This is a genomic window from Ensifer sp. VA4, from assembly GCF_055710065.1.
This window is the reverse complement of the sequence record NZ_JBVQPO010000006.1, coordinates 211,650-224,950: the sequence shown is the minus strand read 5'-3', so window position 1 is coordinate 224,950 and position 13,301 is coordinate 211,650. Positions and strand designations below refer to the sequence as shown.

The window sequence follows — 13,301 nt, the reverse complement described above, 5'->3', positions numbered from 1 at the left end:
AGTCTTTGCGAGACGTGTAAAGCTCGCTGCAGCGCTTGAGTTACCGCATGTTTTGCCCATCGATCGGCGACGGCCAGGTCAGCATGCAGTAGCGTCCGATTGTCTGCAAAACTTGGCAGAAGGAAGGTTTAATCATGGCAAGACCCGCTCCCGGAGATGTCGCTCCCGACTTCACGTTGCCGCGTGATGGCGGCGGTACGATCTCGCTTTCGGCCTTTCGCGGTCGCCCCGTGGTGCTCTTCTTCTATCCGAAGGACGACACCCAGGCTTGCACGCTGGAAGCGATCTCGTTTTCCGAGCTTGCCGACGAATTTGCCGCGGCCGGCATCACGCTGATCGGGCTCTCGCCTGATTCGGTGAAGAAGCACGATCGCTTCGCCAAGAAGCACAACCTCACGGTGACGCTCGCCGCCGACGAGGAAAAGGCGGTCGTGAACGCCTACGGCGTCTGGGTCGAGAAGATGATGTACGGCAGGAAATACATGGGCGTCGAACGCAGCACTTTCCTGATCGGCGCCGACGGCGTTGTCGTCAGGGTATGGGAAAAGGTGAAGGTCGATGGCCATGCCCAGGAGGTCCTAGCCGCGGCGAAGGCGCTCTGAGGAAAGCCATGATCGAATTGCCCGTGTTTCACAGCCTGCGAGGCGGTGCCGTCGAAGCGATTCGCGCGGCGGACCTCGAGGTCAAGACGGCGCTCGCGCAGGAGGCGGCCAGGCGCTGGCAGCGCCGCACCCTGTCGCTGCGCTCGCCGCTCGACCGACCCGTGCCGGTTCGCCCCGGGCGGCCCGACAAGCCGGTGCTGACCCCGCCGACGCAGGTGAAACGGCGATCGCTCGGCTCCCTCAAGGGGCGCATCGCCTTGCTGCACTCGATCGCCCATATCGAGTTGAACGCCGTCGACCTTGCCCTCGATATCGTTGCCCGCTTTGCCACGGAGCCGGTGCCCAATTCCTTCTTCGATGGCTGGATGCGTGTGGCCTTCGAAGAGGCCAAGCACTTCCGGCTGGTCCGCCAGCGACTGAACGATCTCGGTGCGGACTATGGCGACCTGCCTGCCCATGACGGGCTCTGGCAGGCGGCGCACGATACCCGCAATGACCTCACGGCGCGCCTTGCCGTGGTGCCGCTCATTCTCGAAGCGCGCGGTCTCGACGTGACGCCGGCGCTGCAGGCGAAGATGCGCGAAACCGGCGACTTCGAGAGTGCCGCGGTGCTCGATGTCATCTATGAGGACGAAAAGGGCCACGTCGCCGTCGGCGCCAAATGGTTCCGCTTTCTCTGCGCCCGAGAGAAGAAGGACCCGGCGGCGACTTTCCAGGCGCTGGTGCGCGCCAATTTCCGTGGACCACTGAAGGCGCCGTTCAACGACATTGCCCGCGCCGAGGCCGGACTGACGCCGTCCTTCTATCGCTCGATGACCGCCTCGACCAACCGATAGCCGCATCGCGCACCGCACTCAGCCTAACCAATTGTTAACCCTAACGAAGTGTAATGATCCGCAGGTGATGCGAGGCAACGCGCACATGGCGGGAGAGAACGGGTGTCTGGACGTTCGGCAAATCGTGCCTTCGGAAAACGTAAGGAACATCACGTTCTGATATTGGCCAGTGGCGACAAGGTCCGCCATATGACGGTTCGCCCCTGGATGGCGGCAATAGCCCTATCCTTCGCCGGCGTCTGCAGCATCGGCTATCTCGCGGCCACATCCTACCTCGTCCTGCGCGACGATCTCATTGGCGGCACGATTGCGCGCCAGGCGCGGATGCAGCACGAATACGAGGATCGAATCACGGCGCTTAGGGCGCAGGTCGATCGCGTTACCAGCCGTCAGTTGCTCGACCAGCAAGTGGTCGAGGAGAAAGTCGAGAAGCTGCTTCGCCAGCAGATGGCATTAACCTCGCGCAACGGAAAGTTCGGCGCTCTGGTCGAAAGGGCCGAAAATTCCGGCCTGACGACGGAAAGCAGCGAGACCCCGGAGATCGAACCTCTCGCCTATGAGAAACGAGCCGACGCGAACACCGGCGGCGTGAAGGCGATCGAGAAGCTGATGGGGCTGAACAGCGCCTCCTTGTCAGCTGCCGCTCGGGCCACCCCCCTCGCCTATGCCGCACCCGACGCCGGCGAATCGACCTCCGACCGCGCCGACCGGATCTTCTCGAAGGTGACGCTCTCGTTGAAGGACGTCGAGCTGGAGCAAATGGCGCGACTGAAACAACTGACGGATGGCGCAGCAAGGACGTCGGACGCGATTCGCTCGATCGTCGGGAGGGTCGGCGTCGACCTGCCCGTCAGCGACGTTGCCGAAATGGTCCCGGCTGCCGCGCCTTCGGGCTCTTCCGAGACCGCCATTGGCGGCCCCTTCGTCGAACCGGCAGCCGATGACGAATTCGGCCGTTCCCTGGCTGCCCTCGATACCGCGCTTCTGGAACTGGAGCGGACGCGGGCGCAGGTCCGCGCTCTGCCCTTCGGCAACCCTTCGCCGGCGAGCGACATCACCAGCGACTTCGGCAACCGTCTCGATCCGTTCCTCGGTCGCCTGGCGCTCCATGCCGGCATCGACTTCCGCGCGACCGTCGGCACGCGCATCCGCGCGACCGCGCCCGGCACCGTGACGAATGCCGGCTTGACCGGTGGTTATGGAAACATGGTCGAGATCGACCACGGCAACGGTGTGTCGAGCCGCTATGCCCACCTCTCCACGGTCCTGGTGAAGGTCGGCGACCAGGTGACGGAAGGCGAGGTCATTGCCAAGTCCGGCAATACGGGTCGCTCCACCGGTCCGCACCTGCACTATGAAATCCGCCTGAATGGCGAGGCGGTGGATCCCACGCGGTTTCTCGACGCCAGCCGGAAGCTCGCCTCCTACATGAACTGACCGCTCGTTCGGCTGTGCGCGGGTCTTGCGCGGCTTGACAAGAAATGCGACAGATTCGCCACTATTTACCTTTTGCTGCTTCAACGTGCTGGATTTCTTGACTTTCAGCGACGTTCAGCTTAAGAGCGCGGCCACGTGCTCGTGCGTTTTCCATCGATCGATCAGTGTTCTATTGAACCGGAACGGAAACAGATTTCCCTTTGACCAATTTTGCTGACCTTGGCCTGAGCCAAAAAGTTCTCTCCGCTGTCACCGATGCGGGCTACACAACCCCGACCCCGATCCAGGCTGGCGCCATCCCGCCGGCCCTGCAGCGTCGTGACATTCTGGGCATCGCCCAGACGGGTACGGGCAAGACGGCTTCGTTCGTGCTGCCGATGCTGACGCTGCTCGAAAAGGGCCGCGCTCGCGCCCGCATGCCGCGCACGCTCATCCTGGAGCCGACGCGCGAGCTCGCCGCCCAGGTCGCAGAGAACTTCGACAAGTACGGCAAGAACCACAAGCTCAACATCGCGCTTCTGATCGGCGGCGTTTCGTTCGACGAGCAGGATCGCAAGCTCGAGCGCGGCGCCGACGTGCTGATCTGCACGCCCGGCCGTCTGCTCGATCATTTCGAACGCGGCAAGCTCCTGATGACCGGCGTCGAAATCCTGGTCATCGACGAAGCCGACCGCATGCTCGACATGGGCTTCATTCCCGATATCGAGCGCATCGCCAAGCTTATTCCGTTCACGCGCCAGACGCTGTTCTTCTCGGCGACGATGCCGCCGGAAATCCAGAAGCTCGCCGACCGCTTCCTGCAGAACCCGGAACGCATCGAAGTCGCCCGCCCGTCTTCGACGGCGCAGACGGTGACGCAGCGCTTCGTGGCGGCGCACGCCAAAGACTATGAGAAGCGTGCGGTGCTGCGCGATCTGATTCGCGCCCAGGACGAACTGAAGAACGCGATCATCTTCTGCAACCGCAAGAAGGATGTCGCCGACCTCTTCCGTTCGCTCGACCGCCACGGCTTCTCCGTGGGCGCGCTGCACGGCGACATGGACCAGCGTTCGCGCATGACGATGCTCGCGAACTTCAAGGACGGCAACATCAAGCTGTTGGTCGCCTCCGACGTCGCAGCCCGCGGTCTCGATATCCCCGATGTCAGTCACGTCTTCAATTTCGACGTTCCGATCCATGCGGAAGACTATGTTCACCGCATCGGCCGCACCGGCCGTGCCGGTCGTTCGGGCGCCTCCTTCACGCTGGTGACGAAGCGCGACACGAAGTTCTCCGACGCCATCGAGAAGCTGATCGGCCAGAAGGTCGAATGGCTGAACGGCGACCTTTCCAATCTGCCCGAGCCGATGGAAAGCCACGACACCGGCCGGCGTGATCGCGGCCGCGATGGTCGCAGGGACCGGAAAAAAGATGGGGATCGCGGCTCGAAGGGCCGTCCCGATCATAAATCCGATACCGTGCGTGCCGATAGTGAGGCCGAAATTGAAACAGTCGCGGAAAGGGCGGAATCGGTGAAACCGGCACGCAGCACAGAAAACAAGCAGGGACAGAACAACCGCGCCGATCGTCCGGTGCGCGCATCGAACCCTGCCAATGATGACAATCGCGACCGCCGCAACCGTCACCGCCGCGACTATGACGACGGCCCGACTCCGGTCGGATTCGGCGACGAAATCCCCGCCTTCATGCTGATTGCCGGCAAGGCCTGATTGATCCCATGGGCCTGCCGGGCATCGATTTTCCGGGTTTCGGCTGCGGACTTGCGATCGTGCGCGATGGCAAAATCCTGCTTTACAAGCGCGTTAACGCGCCGGAAGCCGAACATTGGAACATCGTCGGCGGCAAGGTCGATCATATGGAGCGCTCGGACGCCGCCGCGCGGCGCGAGGCCGAAGAGGAAAGCGGCCTCAATATCCGTTCGAGCGAGTTCCTGTGCCTCAGCGAACAGGTGATCGAGGCTGACCGCCAGCACTGGATTTCGATGATCTACGTGTCCCGGGATTTTGCCGGCGAGCCTGAACTTACCGAGCCGCACAAGCTCTCCGCTTTCGGCTGGTTCGACCTCGATGCCCTGCCCCAGCCGCTGTCACGTTTTGCGGCCGATGCCGTCGATGCGCTGCGGAAGACGGAACGCGGCGCCACCGCCTAACCAGACGTTGTCTGAGCCAATAGCTTTCCGGGAACCGGGCCGAAAGCTTGCGCGGCTGATCGCTCTACTTTTTCGATCGCAACGCCGCGTCATAGGCAAGCCGTGCCCAGCGCGCCATTTCGTCGGGATCGTCGAGGGCGTCGTCCGGGATGCTCCAATAGGGCATCTTCACCGGCTTCCCCTTGCCTTCATAGGCCCATTGCCGGGAACCGGCCGCTTCGAAGGTTGGGGCCGTCTGCTCGTCGCCTTTCAGCAGGATTTCACCGTCGACTTCGAGGGCGAAGATCACGCCTTGGCAATAGATACCCTTGCCACCAAACATCCGTTTGATGGTCACCGGGCCGAGCGTCTCGAACATCTCCTCGATCGCAGCATTGTCCACGCGTTCATTCCTCCAGGATACCGCCCGCAGCCATGATTTGCTCCGGCGTGTCGAGGTCAAGGCGGGCGGCCGGACCCAGCTCGACATCGATGACCGGCAGGCCGCATTTCTCGATGATGTGCCTTGCGCCAACGTCTCCAACCAACTGCCTGACGGCGGAGAAGGTTTGTCTCGGCAGGACGACCGGATTGCCGCGTTGGCCGTCGGCCGTTGCCCGAATGACGGCACGGCCGCCTTCGGCAGAAAAACGATCGAGGAGCTTACGCAGGTCGTCGGTGGTGACATCTGGCATGTCGGCAAGCATAACCAACATGCCAGCGGCCCGCTCGTCGATCGCCGAAAGGCCGGCCGTCAGAGAGGAGGCCATTCCGGATAGGTAGTCGGGATTCGAGACGAACTTCGCCGGCAGGTTCTCCAGCGCGGCGCGGATATCGGTCTCGCGATGGCCGGTGACCACGATAACCCTGCCGGGCGCGGCTGCGATCGCCGCCTCGACGCTGCGGCGCACCAGCGGCACGCCGTCAAAGGTCGCCAGCAGCTTGTGTCCACAGTCCGCTCCCATGCGGCTGGCGCGGCCGGCGGCCAGAACCACGATCTCGACCGGCCCTGTCGGCAACGCCGTTGCCTTTTCGCGCGGTTGCGGTCGGGTCGGGATTTCGCCCAGCAGACCGCCGACGCCAAGGCCGGTAATGTCGTCGAAGCTCGGCCACTCGCCTGCGAGAATGCGGCCGAGAATCCAGTCGAAACCGTTTTCACGCGGGCTGCGGGCGCATCCGGGCGCGCCGATCACCGGGATCTCGCCGACACGGCCAAGTACGAGAAGATTGCCCGGATCGACGGGCATGCCGACGTGATCGACGATGCCGCCTACCCGCCGGACGGCCGCGGGAATCACATCGTCCGGGTCGGCGACGGCGGAAGCGCCGAAGACCACCAGCAGGTCATGATCCGCCTGCAACTCGTCGATTGCCGCGGCGACCGCGCTCTCGGTGTGGGCGACGCGCCGCTCGGTCAGAAGCTCGCTTCCAGATTGCCGCAGGCGCGCTGCCAGGATGGCTTTCGTCTTGTCCATCACTTGAGGCTTCAGTGTCGGCAACTGAGTTGCAATCAGAGCCGCACGCCGCGCCGCGAAGGGTTTCACTTCAATGGCCGCATGGTTCCGCAGCAGCTTCTGCGCTTCCTCGACGAAACGACCGGCGACTGCGAGCGGAATGATCTTGATCGTCGCAACCATATCGCCGGCCTGCACCGGCACATGGTCGGCAAGGCAGGCAAGCGTGATCGCCGGATCGATGCGGTTCAATCGGTCGACGGTCTCGCGTATGGCGACGAAGAGGCCGGCAACCCGTGAGTAGACGTTGACCCGCCCGGTCGCCGCCTGGGAGAAACGCAGGTGATCGGGTGCAATTGCCGCTGCAATGCGCGTGGCGGCCTCGTCTTCCATGAGGTCGCCGGCATCGAGGCGCGCGACGACCACTTCCAGCGTGCCGCAAGCGGTCAAGGCGGCGACATCGGCGGACGAAAGCCGGCGGCCCTTCGCCAGCCGGGATTCATCGGTTTTCACCGCATGCGCCAGGATGGCGCCCTCCGCTTCGCTGGTCTTGACCGGCCCGAACCTCACGCGATCGTTCCTTTGATCTGGCTGGTATCACGGCGCCTTAGCGCTTCGATGATCTCGGCGAGGATTGCGACGGCGATCTCGGCCGGGCTCACCGCAGCGATATCAAGGCCGATCGGCGCATGGATGCGGTCGATCTCGGCATCGGAAACGCCGGCCCGCCGCAACCGCTCGACCCGTGTCGCATGGGTTTTCCGGCTTCCGAGCGCGCCGACGTAGAAGCAGCCCGCTGCAAGGGCCGCGCGGATCGGCTCGTCGTCGATCTTCGGATCATGGGTGACGGCCACGACCGCAGTGAAGCGATCAAGCGGCCTCTCCTTCAAGGCATCCTCGGGCCATTCGGCGATGAGTTCGACGCCGGCGAAGCGCTCCGGCGTTGCGAAGGCCGTGCGCGGGTCGATGATCGTCAGGTCGAAACCGGCAACCGGCGCCAGTTGCGCCAAGGCTTGCGAAATATGGACAGCGCCGATGACGACAATGCGTGGCGGCGGCAAATAGACGTTGAGAAAGAAGGAGCCCTGCTCCGTGTCCACGATCCCGGCCTTGCCGGATTGCAGAGCGCGCCCGACCGCGGCGCGCCAGGTGTCGGGACAGTCATCGCCCTCAAGATAGATCAGGCCGCTGCCGCCGGCGAGGTCGCTGACGGTAACGGCGGCCCGACGCGCCGAACGCGCCGCATTGAGTGCCACGAGGATCTTCCGTTCCATTGCTAACCATCGACCCGTTCGACAAGGACCCGGATTCGGCCGCCGCAGGAGAGGCCGACGCGCCAGGCGGTTTCATCGGCGACGCCGAAATCGAGAACCTTTGGCGCGCCCGAAGCGATCACGTCTGCCGCTTCGGTGATGACGGCGCCTTCGACGCAGCCGCCGGAAACCGAGCCCTGAAAATTGCCCTCGCCGTCGATCACCAGATGGCTGCCGACGGGACGCGGCGCCGAACCCCAGGTTTCGATCACGGTCGCAATCGCCACCTCCCGCCCCTCCCTCACCCAGGCTTCGGCGATATCGAGGGGATCCAGAACATTTTTAGCTGCCAGCATCTTCCACCCTCCCGCCGGATCGATCACCGTGATCCGAGGAACCGCCGCGGGTCTGCCTGCCGGGAGCTTCGCCCGGAAAGCGCCTTCACCAGTTCCCCAATCGATTCAAGATTGTGCACCGCCCGGAATTCGTCAACATGCGGCAGCATCGCCCTGACGCCGCGAGCGCGGGCCTCGAAGCCCTCGAAGCGCAGCAACGGATTGAGCCAGATCAGCCGACGGCAGGACCGGTGCAACCGGTCGATTTCGACTTCAAGATCGCCGACGTCGTCACGCTCGAGGCCATCGGTGATCATCAGCACGATGGCGCCTTGCCCAAGCACACGCCGCGACCAGCGTCTGTTGAATTCATGCAGCGTTTCGCCGATGCGCGTGCCGCCCGACCAGTCCCTGACTGCGGCAACGCAGTCGTCGATTGCGGCATCGGGATCGCGATTGCGTAACTGGCGGGTGACGTTCGTCAGCCGTGTGCCGAACAGGAAGGTGTGCACCCGCCGCCGCTCCTCGGTCAGCGCGTGCAGGAAATGCAGAAAGATGCGGGTGTACTGGCTCATCGAGCCGGAGATATCGGCAAGCACGACGAGCGGCGGGTGCACGACACGCCGCTCCCGGAAGCGCGGAAGGATCAGTTCCCCGCCGAAACGCATGGCGTCGCGCATGGTGGTGCGAGGGTCGATGCGGATCTGCCGCGTCGACGGACGAAAGCGGCGCGTGACGACCCGGTCCAGCGGCAGCGTCAGCGCCGCAAGCGCGCGCTTCGCCTCGGCGAGCTCGGCGGCGCTCATCTGGGCGAAATCGGCCCTGCGCAACAGTTCGCGGCCCGAAACCGTGAAGCGTGCGTCGATATCGATCTCGGGCTCGTCACGCGATGGCCGATCCATTTCGTGCCCGGAAAGCAGCGCATCACTGACGCGGGTCTCACCCGCCCGCCGCTGTTGCCGCTCGCTCTCGCGCTCGGGCGCCAGCGGCGACATCATCGCGATCATCTTCTCGACGAGGCCACGTGAGCGCCAGAACAGCCGAAAAGCCTCATCGAACACCGGCTGGTCCTCGTGGCGCTTCACGAAGACACATTGCAGCGCGGCGTAGAAGGCGTCCCGGCCGCCGATGCCGATCAGCGCCACCGCATCGATGGCGTCGGCAATCGCCCCGGGCCCGATCTTGATGCCGGCGCGACGCAGAGCCCGCGCAAAGAAGACGATGTTGTCGGCGAGCCGCCCGTCGCCTCCCCCCATCGGCGGGAGAACGGCGCCATCCCTGTGCTGCTCCCGCTCCTCCATGTCAGCCCGCCGCCAGCAATTCCGCCTTGACTTCGGCGAGCAGCTTGCGCCCTTCGGCCCCCTCTATCCTGGCGATGTCGTCCTGGTACTTGAGCAATGTTCCGAGCGTATCGGCAATCGTCTCCGGATCGAGCGCCAGCCGGTCGAGCTCCGTCAGCGCCGTTGCCCAATCGATCGTTTCGGCGACGCCCGGGTTCTTGAAAAGATCGATCGTGCGCAGCCGCTGCACATAGGCGATGACTTCCCGCGAGAGTGTCGCGTTGCAGCCGGGAACCTTGCGGCGAATGATTTCCAGCTCCTGCGCCGCCTTGGGGTAATCGACCCAATGATAGAGGCAGCGCCGCTTGAGCGCGTCATGGATTTCGCGCGTGCGGTTGGTCGTGATGATGACGATTGGCGGTTCGTCCGCCCGGATCGTGCCGAGTTCCGGTATGGTGACCTGGAAATCGGACAAAACTTCCAGCAGGAAGGCTTCGAAGGCTTCATCTGTCCGGTCGAGCTCGTCGATGAGAAAGACCGGTGCGCGGCCCGCATTGGACGAAATTGCCTGGAGAACCGGGCGGCGGATCAGGAAACGTTCGGAAAAGATATCGCTTTCGACGCGTTTGCGGTCGACCTTGCCGGTTGCTTCCGACAGGCGGATTTCCAGCATCTGTGCCGGATAGTTCCATTCGTAGACGGCCGAGGCGACATCGAGGCCCTCGTAGCATTGCAGCCGGATCAGCGGCCGATCGAGCGCCTTTGCCAGAACCTTGGCGATCTCGGTCTTGCCGACGCCGGCTTCGCCCTCGAGAAATAGCGGGCGCTTCATCCTGAGCGCGAGAAACAGCACGGTCGCGAGCGCCGTGCCGGCAAGATAGTCGTGCGCCTCCAGAAGCGCCATCGTCTCTTCGATGGACTGCGGCAGGCCTGTTGTCGCCTGTGTCGCCATGTCTCCTCCGCGATGGCTCGAATCGATCGCTCGATGCTGGCGAGAGAATGAATTCGCCCGGCCAACTCAAAGACTTACGGCGATCTTTTCATACCTCGATGGGCACGAAACCTCGCCACGTAAAACTTATAGCGAGTGGTATCCGCGGTCCACATAAATGAGCGGTGGCCGCGGCGGCCCGATCGCGACATCAACGACCTCGCCGAAGAGCACCAGATGTGTGGCGATCGTCTTTACTTCGATGAGCCGGCAATCGAACGAAGCGATCGCGTTGGCGAGGATCGGAGAGCCTGTCGTCAACTTGGTCCACCGCGCAAGGGCAAAGCGCAATTCCATGTCGAGCTGGTCACGGCCTGAAAAGGCGTGTGCCACGGCGCGATGCTCGTCACCCAGCAGGTTGAGCGCGAAACTGTCGCTGCGCGTGAAGATCTCGTTGCGCGGGTTGGCGCCGTTCAGGCAGGCGAGAACCGTCGGCGGACTGTCGGACACGGAGCAGGATGCGGTGACGGTGACACCGCGGCGCTCGGCGCCGTCCGCCACGGTGATGATCTGCACGTGACCGGCCAGGCGACTCATCGCGTCGCGGAAACTGATGGGGTCCAGCCTGGTCTTGTCCAACACTTCTTTCTCCGAGCGAAGTCAGCCACATACATAGACAGTACCGGAAAATATGAAACCCGCTGCAAGGAGAATCTTGCAGATCTGCGACATGGCTGCGACGCGGATAGTGCCATCCGCATCCGAAGTCACATCTTTTCCTTTGACGCGGCAGGGCACATCCTTAAAACATGCGGCCACTACCGTGCCGCGCGCCCGTGGTAACCGGCACGGATAAGGCAATGTTTGGGCTCGCCGTGGGTTCAGGGTCCCCCCGATCCGGAAGATGCGGCAGCGGAGAAAGTGAATGCTTCGATCGATCGTCGCCAGCCTTGTCGTGGCCGGACTGGTACAGGCCGCACCTGCCGCGGCAGCCGGTATCAAGGTCGCGGTCGTCGCACCGGTCGAAGGTCCGTTTGCGCTTCTCGGCAAGCAGATTATCGATGGTGCCGCGTTCCAGGCCGGTGATCGCGGCAGTGAGATCATCGTCATTCCCGAGACCTGCGATACCGCCGGCAACGAGGCACTGACGAAGGCGTTGCTTGCGGCCGGCGCCGAAGCGGCGATCGGGTTCCTCTGCACCGAAAGCCTCGACGCCACGCTTCCGGCGCTCGCCGAAGCGGGCCTTCCCGCCATCACTCTCAGCGTGCGTTCCGACATCCTGATGGAAGATGCGCTGAAGAAGAAGTGGCCGCTCTTCCGCCTTGCGCCGAGCGGTAATGCCGAGGCTTCGAGCATCGTCGACACCATCACTCAACGTTGGAAGGGCAAGCCGATCGCATTGATCGACGACGGCACCATCCACAGCAGGGAACTGGTCGAGAGCGTTCGTTCTGCCCTCGGCGACATAGGACTGACCCCGGTCTTCACCGACACCTATCGGCCCGCTCAGGAGCAGCAGATCAGCCTGGTGCGGCGACTGGTGAAGAGCGGCGCGACGCATGTCTTTACTGGTGGCGACAGACAGGACACGGCGGTGATCGCGCGCGATGCGCAGGGCCAAGGCGCGAGCCTCACTCTGCTCGGCGGCGACACGCTGAACGCCGCCGATCTCACTGTGCCGCTTGCCGATGGCGTGCTTGCCGTAACCCTGCCGGACGCATCGCAATCGCCGGAGGGCAAGCCGGTCGCGGATGCGCTTCGCGCCGCCGGAACCGAGCCGGATGGCTACGTCTTGCCGGCCTTTGCCGCCGTCTCCCTGCTCGAACAGGCCAAGGACCAGGCCGAGAAGGACGACAAGCCCCTGCTCGACGCATTCGCCAAGGGACCCTACCCGACCGTGCTCGGCCCCATTGCCTTCAATGCGCAGCACGAGCGCGCCGAAAATCCCTATCGCCTGATGCAGTGGCAAGGCAGCCGCTTCGTGCTGGCGCCCGCCGAAGGAGCCGCCCGATGATGCGTACCGGACCGCTGAACCTGATTACCGACGTCGCGGGCCTGGCGGTCGGCAATGCCGAGGATCACCGGCTGAAATCGGGCGTCACCGCCATCGTCTGCGACCCGCCGGCGACGGCTGCGGTTCAGGTCCTGGGCGGTGCGCCGGGAACGCGTGAGACCGATCTGCTCGACCCGCACAACACGGTGCAGACGGTCGACGCCCTCGTGCTTTCGGGTGGTTCGGCCTTCGGCCTCGACGCCGCGTCCGGGGCCCAGGCAGCGCTGAGAGAAATGGGCCGTGGCTTTGCCGTCGGTCCGCACCGGATACCGATCGTGCCGACCGCCATCCTGTTCGACCTGATCAATGGCGGCGACAAGGATTGGGGACGCTACCCGCCCTATCGCGAGCTCGGCTTCGAGGCGGTTCGCCGCGCCGGCCCCAAGTTCGCAACCGGGACCGCGGGCGCCGGAACCGGCGCCCTGACCGCCACCTTCAAGGGCGGTCTCGGCTCGGCGTCGACCGTCCTGCCAAACGGTATCACCATTGGCGCGCTCGTTGCCGTCAACGCGCTCGGTTCGGCAACCGTCGGTGACGGCAGGCACTTCTGGTCCGCGCCCTTCGAGATGGACGGTGAATTCGGTGCGCTTGGCCTGCCGCATCCCCTGCCCGCCGACGCCGCTGACATTCGCATCAAGTTCCGCGACCGGCAGTCCGCGGCGGCGAATACGACCATCGCCGTGATCGCGACGGATGCCGTGCTCACCAAGGCCGAAGCAAAGCGCTTGGCAATCGCCGCCCACGACGGTTTCTCCCGGGGTCTCTGGCCGGCGCACACACCGCTCGACGGCGACCTGATCTTCGCGCTTGCCACCGGCGCCAGCGGCAAGACCCCGACGCTCGAGGATTTCATCGACCTCGGCGCGGTGGCGGCGTCGACCATGGCGCGCGCCATTGCCCGTGGCGTGCACGATGCGACGCCGGCGGATAACGACCTCATGCGCTCCTGGTCTGAAGGCGCCTGACGCAGCTTTGATCGCCGACATGTTGTT

General features: G+C 64.2%; 14 protein-coding genes. 7 read left to right on the top strand and 7 right to left on the bottom strand.

Features of this window, described 5'->3' with window-relative positions; genetic code table 11:
• Positions 1-134: 134 nt before the first annotated feature.
• The 5 genes from AC0C6X_RS12490 to AC0C6X_RS12470 all read left to right on the top strand — a co-directional run bounded on the left by AC0C6X_RS12490 (position 135) and on the right by AC0C6X_RS12470 (position 5,024).
• Positions 135-602, top strand: coding sequence for a peroxiredoxin (locus AC0C6X_RS12490; RefSeq protein ID WP_429815409.1), 468 nt, complete (start codon positions 135-137; stop codon positions 600-602).
• 8 nt (positions 603-610) lie between these two features.
• Positions 611-1,438, top strand: a complete 828-nt coding sequence (locus tag AC0C6X_RS12485) for a ferritin-like domain-containing protein (RefSeq protein ID WP_472953389.1) — start codon at positions 611-613, stop codon at positions 1,436-1,438.
• Between the two features lie 102 nt (positions 1,439-1,540).
• Positions 1,541-2,875 (top strand): M23 family metallopeptidase, encoded by a 1,335-nt coding sequence (locus AC0C6X_RS12480; protein ID WP_247958946.1) that lies wholly within the window; start codon positions 1,541-1,543, stop codon positions 2,873-2,875.
• A 200-nt stretch (positions 2,876-3,075) separates the two neighbouring features.
• Complete coding sequence (locus AC0C6X_RS12475) at positions 3,076-4,584, top strand: DEAD/DEAH box helicase (protein WP_173516590.1); 1,509 nt, start codon at positions 3,076-3,078, stop codon at positions 4,582-4,584.
• An 8-nt stretch (positions 4,585-4,592) separates the two neighbouring features.
• Entirely contained in the window at positions 4,593-5,024 is a 432-nt protein-coding gene (locus AC0C6X_RS12470) for an NUDIX domain-containing protein (protein ID WP_472953386.1), read from the top strand.
• Between the two features lie 64 nt (positions 5,025-5,088).
• Here AC0C6X_RS12470 and AC0C6X_RS12465 read toward each other — a convergent pair whose 3' ends face one another.
• The 7 genes from AC0C6X_RS12465 to AC0C6X_RS12435 all read right to left on the bottom strand — a co-directional run bounded on the left by AC0C6X_RS12465 (position 5,089) and on the right by AC0C6X_RS12435 (position 10,853).
• Positions 5,089-5,406 (bottom strand): TfoX/Sxy family protein, encoded by a 318-nt coding sequence (locus AC0C6X_RS12465; protein ID WP_472953384.1) that lies wholly within the window; start codon positions 5,404-5,406, stop codon positions 5,089-5,091.
• A 4-nt stretch (positions 5,407-5,410) separates the two neighbouring features.
• Positions 5,411-7,027: an NTP transferase domain-containing protein gene (locus AC0C6X_RS12460; RefSeq protein WP_472953383.1), complete on the bottom strand. Its 1,617-nt coding sequence runs from the start codon at positions 7,025-7,027 to the stop codon at positions 5,411-5,413.
• Positions 7,024-7,731, bottom strand: coding sequence for an XdhC family protein (locus AC0C6X_RS12455; protein ID WP_472953381.1), 708 nt, complete (start codon positions 7,729-7,731; stop codon positions 7,024-7,026). The genes AC0C6X_RS12460 and AC0C6X_RS12455 overlap by 4 nt, the downstream gene beginning before the upstream one ends.
• Positions 7,732-7,733: 2 nt before the next feature.
• The gene (locus tag AC0C6X_RS12450) at positions 7,734-8,066 is read right to left on the bottom strand and encodes an XdhC family protein (RefSeq protein ID WP_173516595.1); all 333 of its coding nucleotides are present in this window, start codon (positions 8,064-8,066) and stop codon (positions 7,734-7,736) included.
• A 23-nt stretch (positions 8,067-8,089) separates the two neighbouring features.
• On the bottom strand, positions 8,090-9,346 hold the full coding sequence (locus AC0C6X_RS12445) for a vWA domain-containing protein (protein WP_472953379.1): 1,257 nt from the start codon (positions 9,344-9,346) through the stop codon (positions 8,090-8,092).
• A gap of 1 nt (position 9,347) precedes the next feature.
• Positions 9,348-10,277 carry an AAA family ATPase gene (locus AC0C6X_RS12440; protein ID WP_173516596.1) on the bottom strand — a complete coding sequence of 310 codons (930 nt, stop codon included), beginning with the start codon at positions 10,275-10,277 and terminating at the stop codon, positions 9,348-9,350.
• Positions 10,278-10,403: 126 nt separating this feature from the next.
• Complete coding sequence (locus AC0C6X_RS12435; RefSeq protein ID WP_173518138.1) at positions 10,404-10,853, bottom strand: flavin reductase family protein; 450 nt, start codon at positions 10,851-10,853, stop codon at positions 10,404-10,406.
• Between the two features lie 328 nt (positions 10,854-11,181).
• Between AC0C6X_RS12435 and AC0C6X_RS12430 the strand changes: the two genes are divergently transcribed.
• The gene (locus AC0C6X_RS12430; RefSeq protein ID WP_472953376.1) at positions 11,182-12,270 is read left to right on the top strand and encodes a branched-chain amino acid ABC transporter substrate-binding protein; all 1,089 of its coding nucleotides are present in this window, start codon (positions 11,182-11,184) and stop codon (positions 12,268-12,270) included.
• A complete protein-coding gene (locus tag AC0C6X_RS12425) occupies positions 12,267-13,274 on the top strand; it encodes a P1 family peptidase (RefSeq protein ID WP_173516598.1) in 1,008 nt (335 codons plus the stop codon). Before AC0C6X_RS12430 ends, AC0C6X_RS12425 begins: the two co-directional genes overlap by 4 nt.
• The last annotated feature ends 27 nt before the right edge of the window (positions 13,275-13,301 follow it).

Bases quoted from the DNA above. Each gene is read 5' to 3' on its own strand.
- AC0C6X_RS12490 (WP_429815409.1), top strand. From the start codon at position 135: ATGGCAAGACCCGCTCCCGGAGATGTCGCTCCCGACTTCACGTTGCCG.
- AC0C6X_RS12485 (WP_472953389.1), top strand. From the start codon at position 611: ATGATCGAATTGCCCGTGTTTCACAGCCTGCGAGGCGGTGCCGTCGAA.
- AC0C6X_RS12450 (WP_173516595.1), bottom strand. From the start codon at position 8,066: ATGCTGGCAGCTAAAAATGTTCTGGATCCCCTCGATATCGCCGAAGCC.
- AC0C6X_RS12430 (WP_472953376.1), top strand. From the start codon at position 11,182: ATGCTTCGATCGATCGTCGCCAGCCTTGTCGTGGCCGGACTGGTACAG.
- AC0C6X_RS12425 (WP_173516598.1), top strand. From the start codon at position 12,267: ATGATGCGTACCGGACCGCTGAACCTGATTACCGACGTCGCGGGCCTG.
- AC0C6X_RS12455 (WP_472953381.1), bottom strand. From the start codon at position 7,731: ATGGAACGGAAGATCCTCGTGGCACTCAATGCGGCGCGTTCGGCGCGT.
- AC0C6X_RS12470 (WP_472953386.1), top strand. From the start codon at position 4,593: ATGGGCCTGCCGGGCATCGATTTTCCGGGTTTCGGCTGCGGACTTGCG.
- AC0C6X_RS12440 (WP_173516596.1), bottom strand. From the start codon at position 10,277: ATGGCGACACAGGCGACAACAGGCCTGCCGCAGTCCATCGAAGAGACG.
- AC0C6X_RS12445 (WP_472953379.1), bottom strand. From the start codon at position 9,346: ATGGAGGAGCGGGAGCAGCACAGGGATGGCGCCGTTCTCCCGCCGATG.
- AC0C6X_RS12435 (WP_173518138.1), bottom strand. From the start codon at position 10,853: ATGAGTCGCCTGGCCGGTCACGTGCAGATCATCACCGTGGCGGACGGC.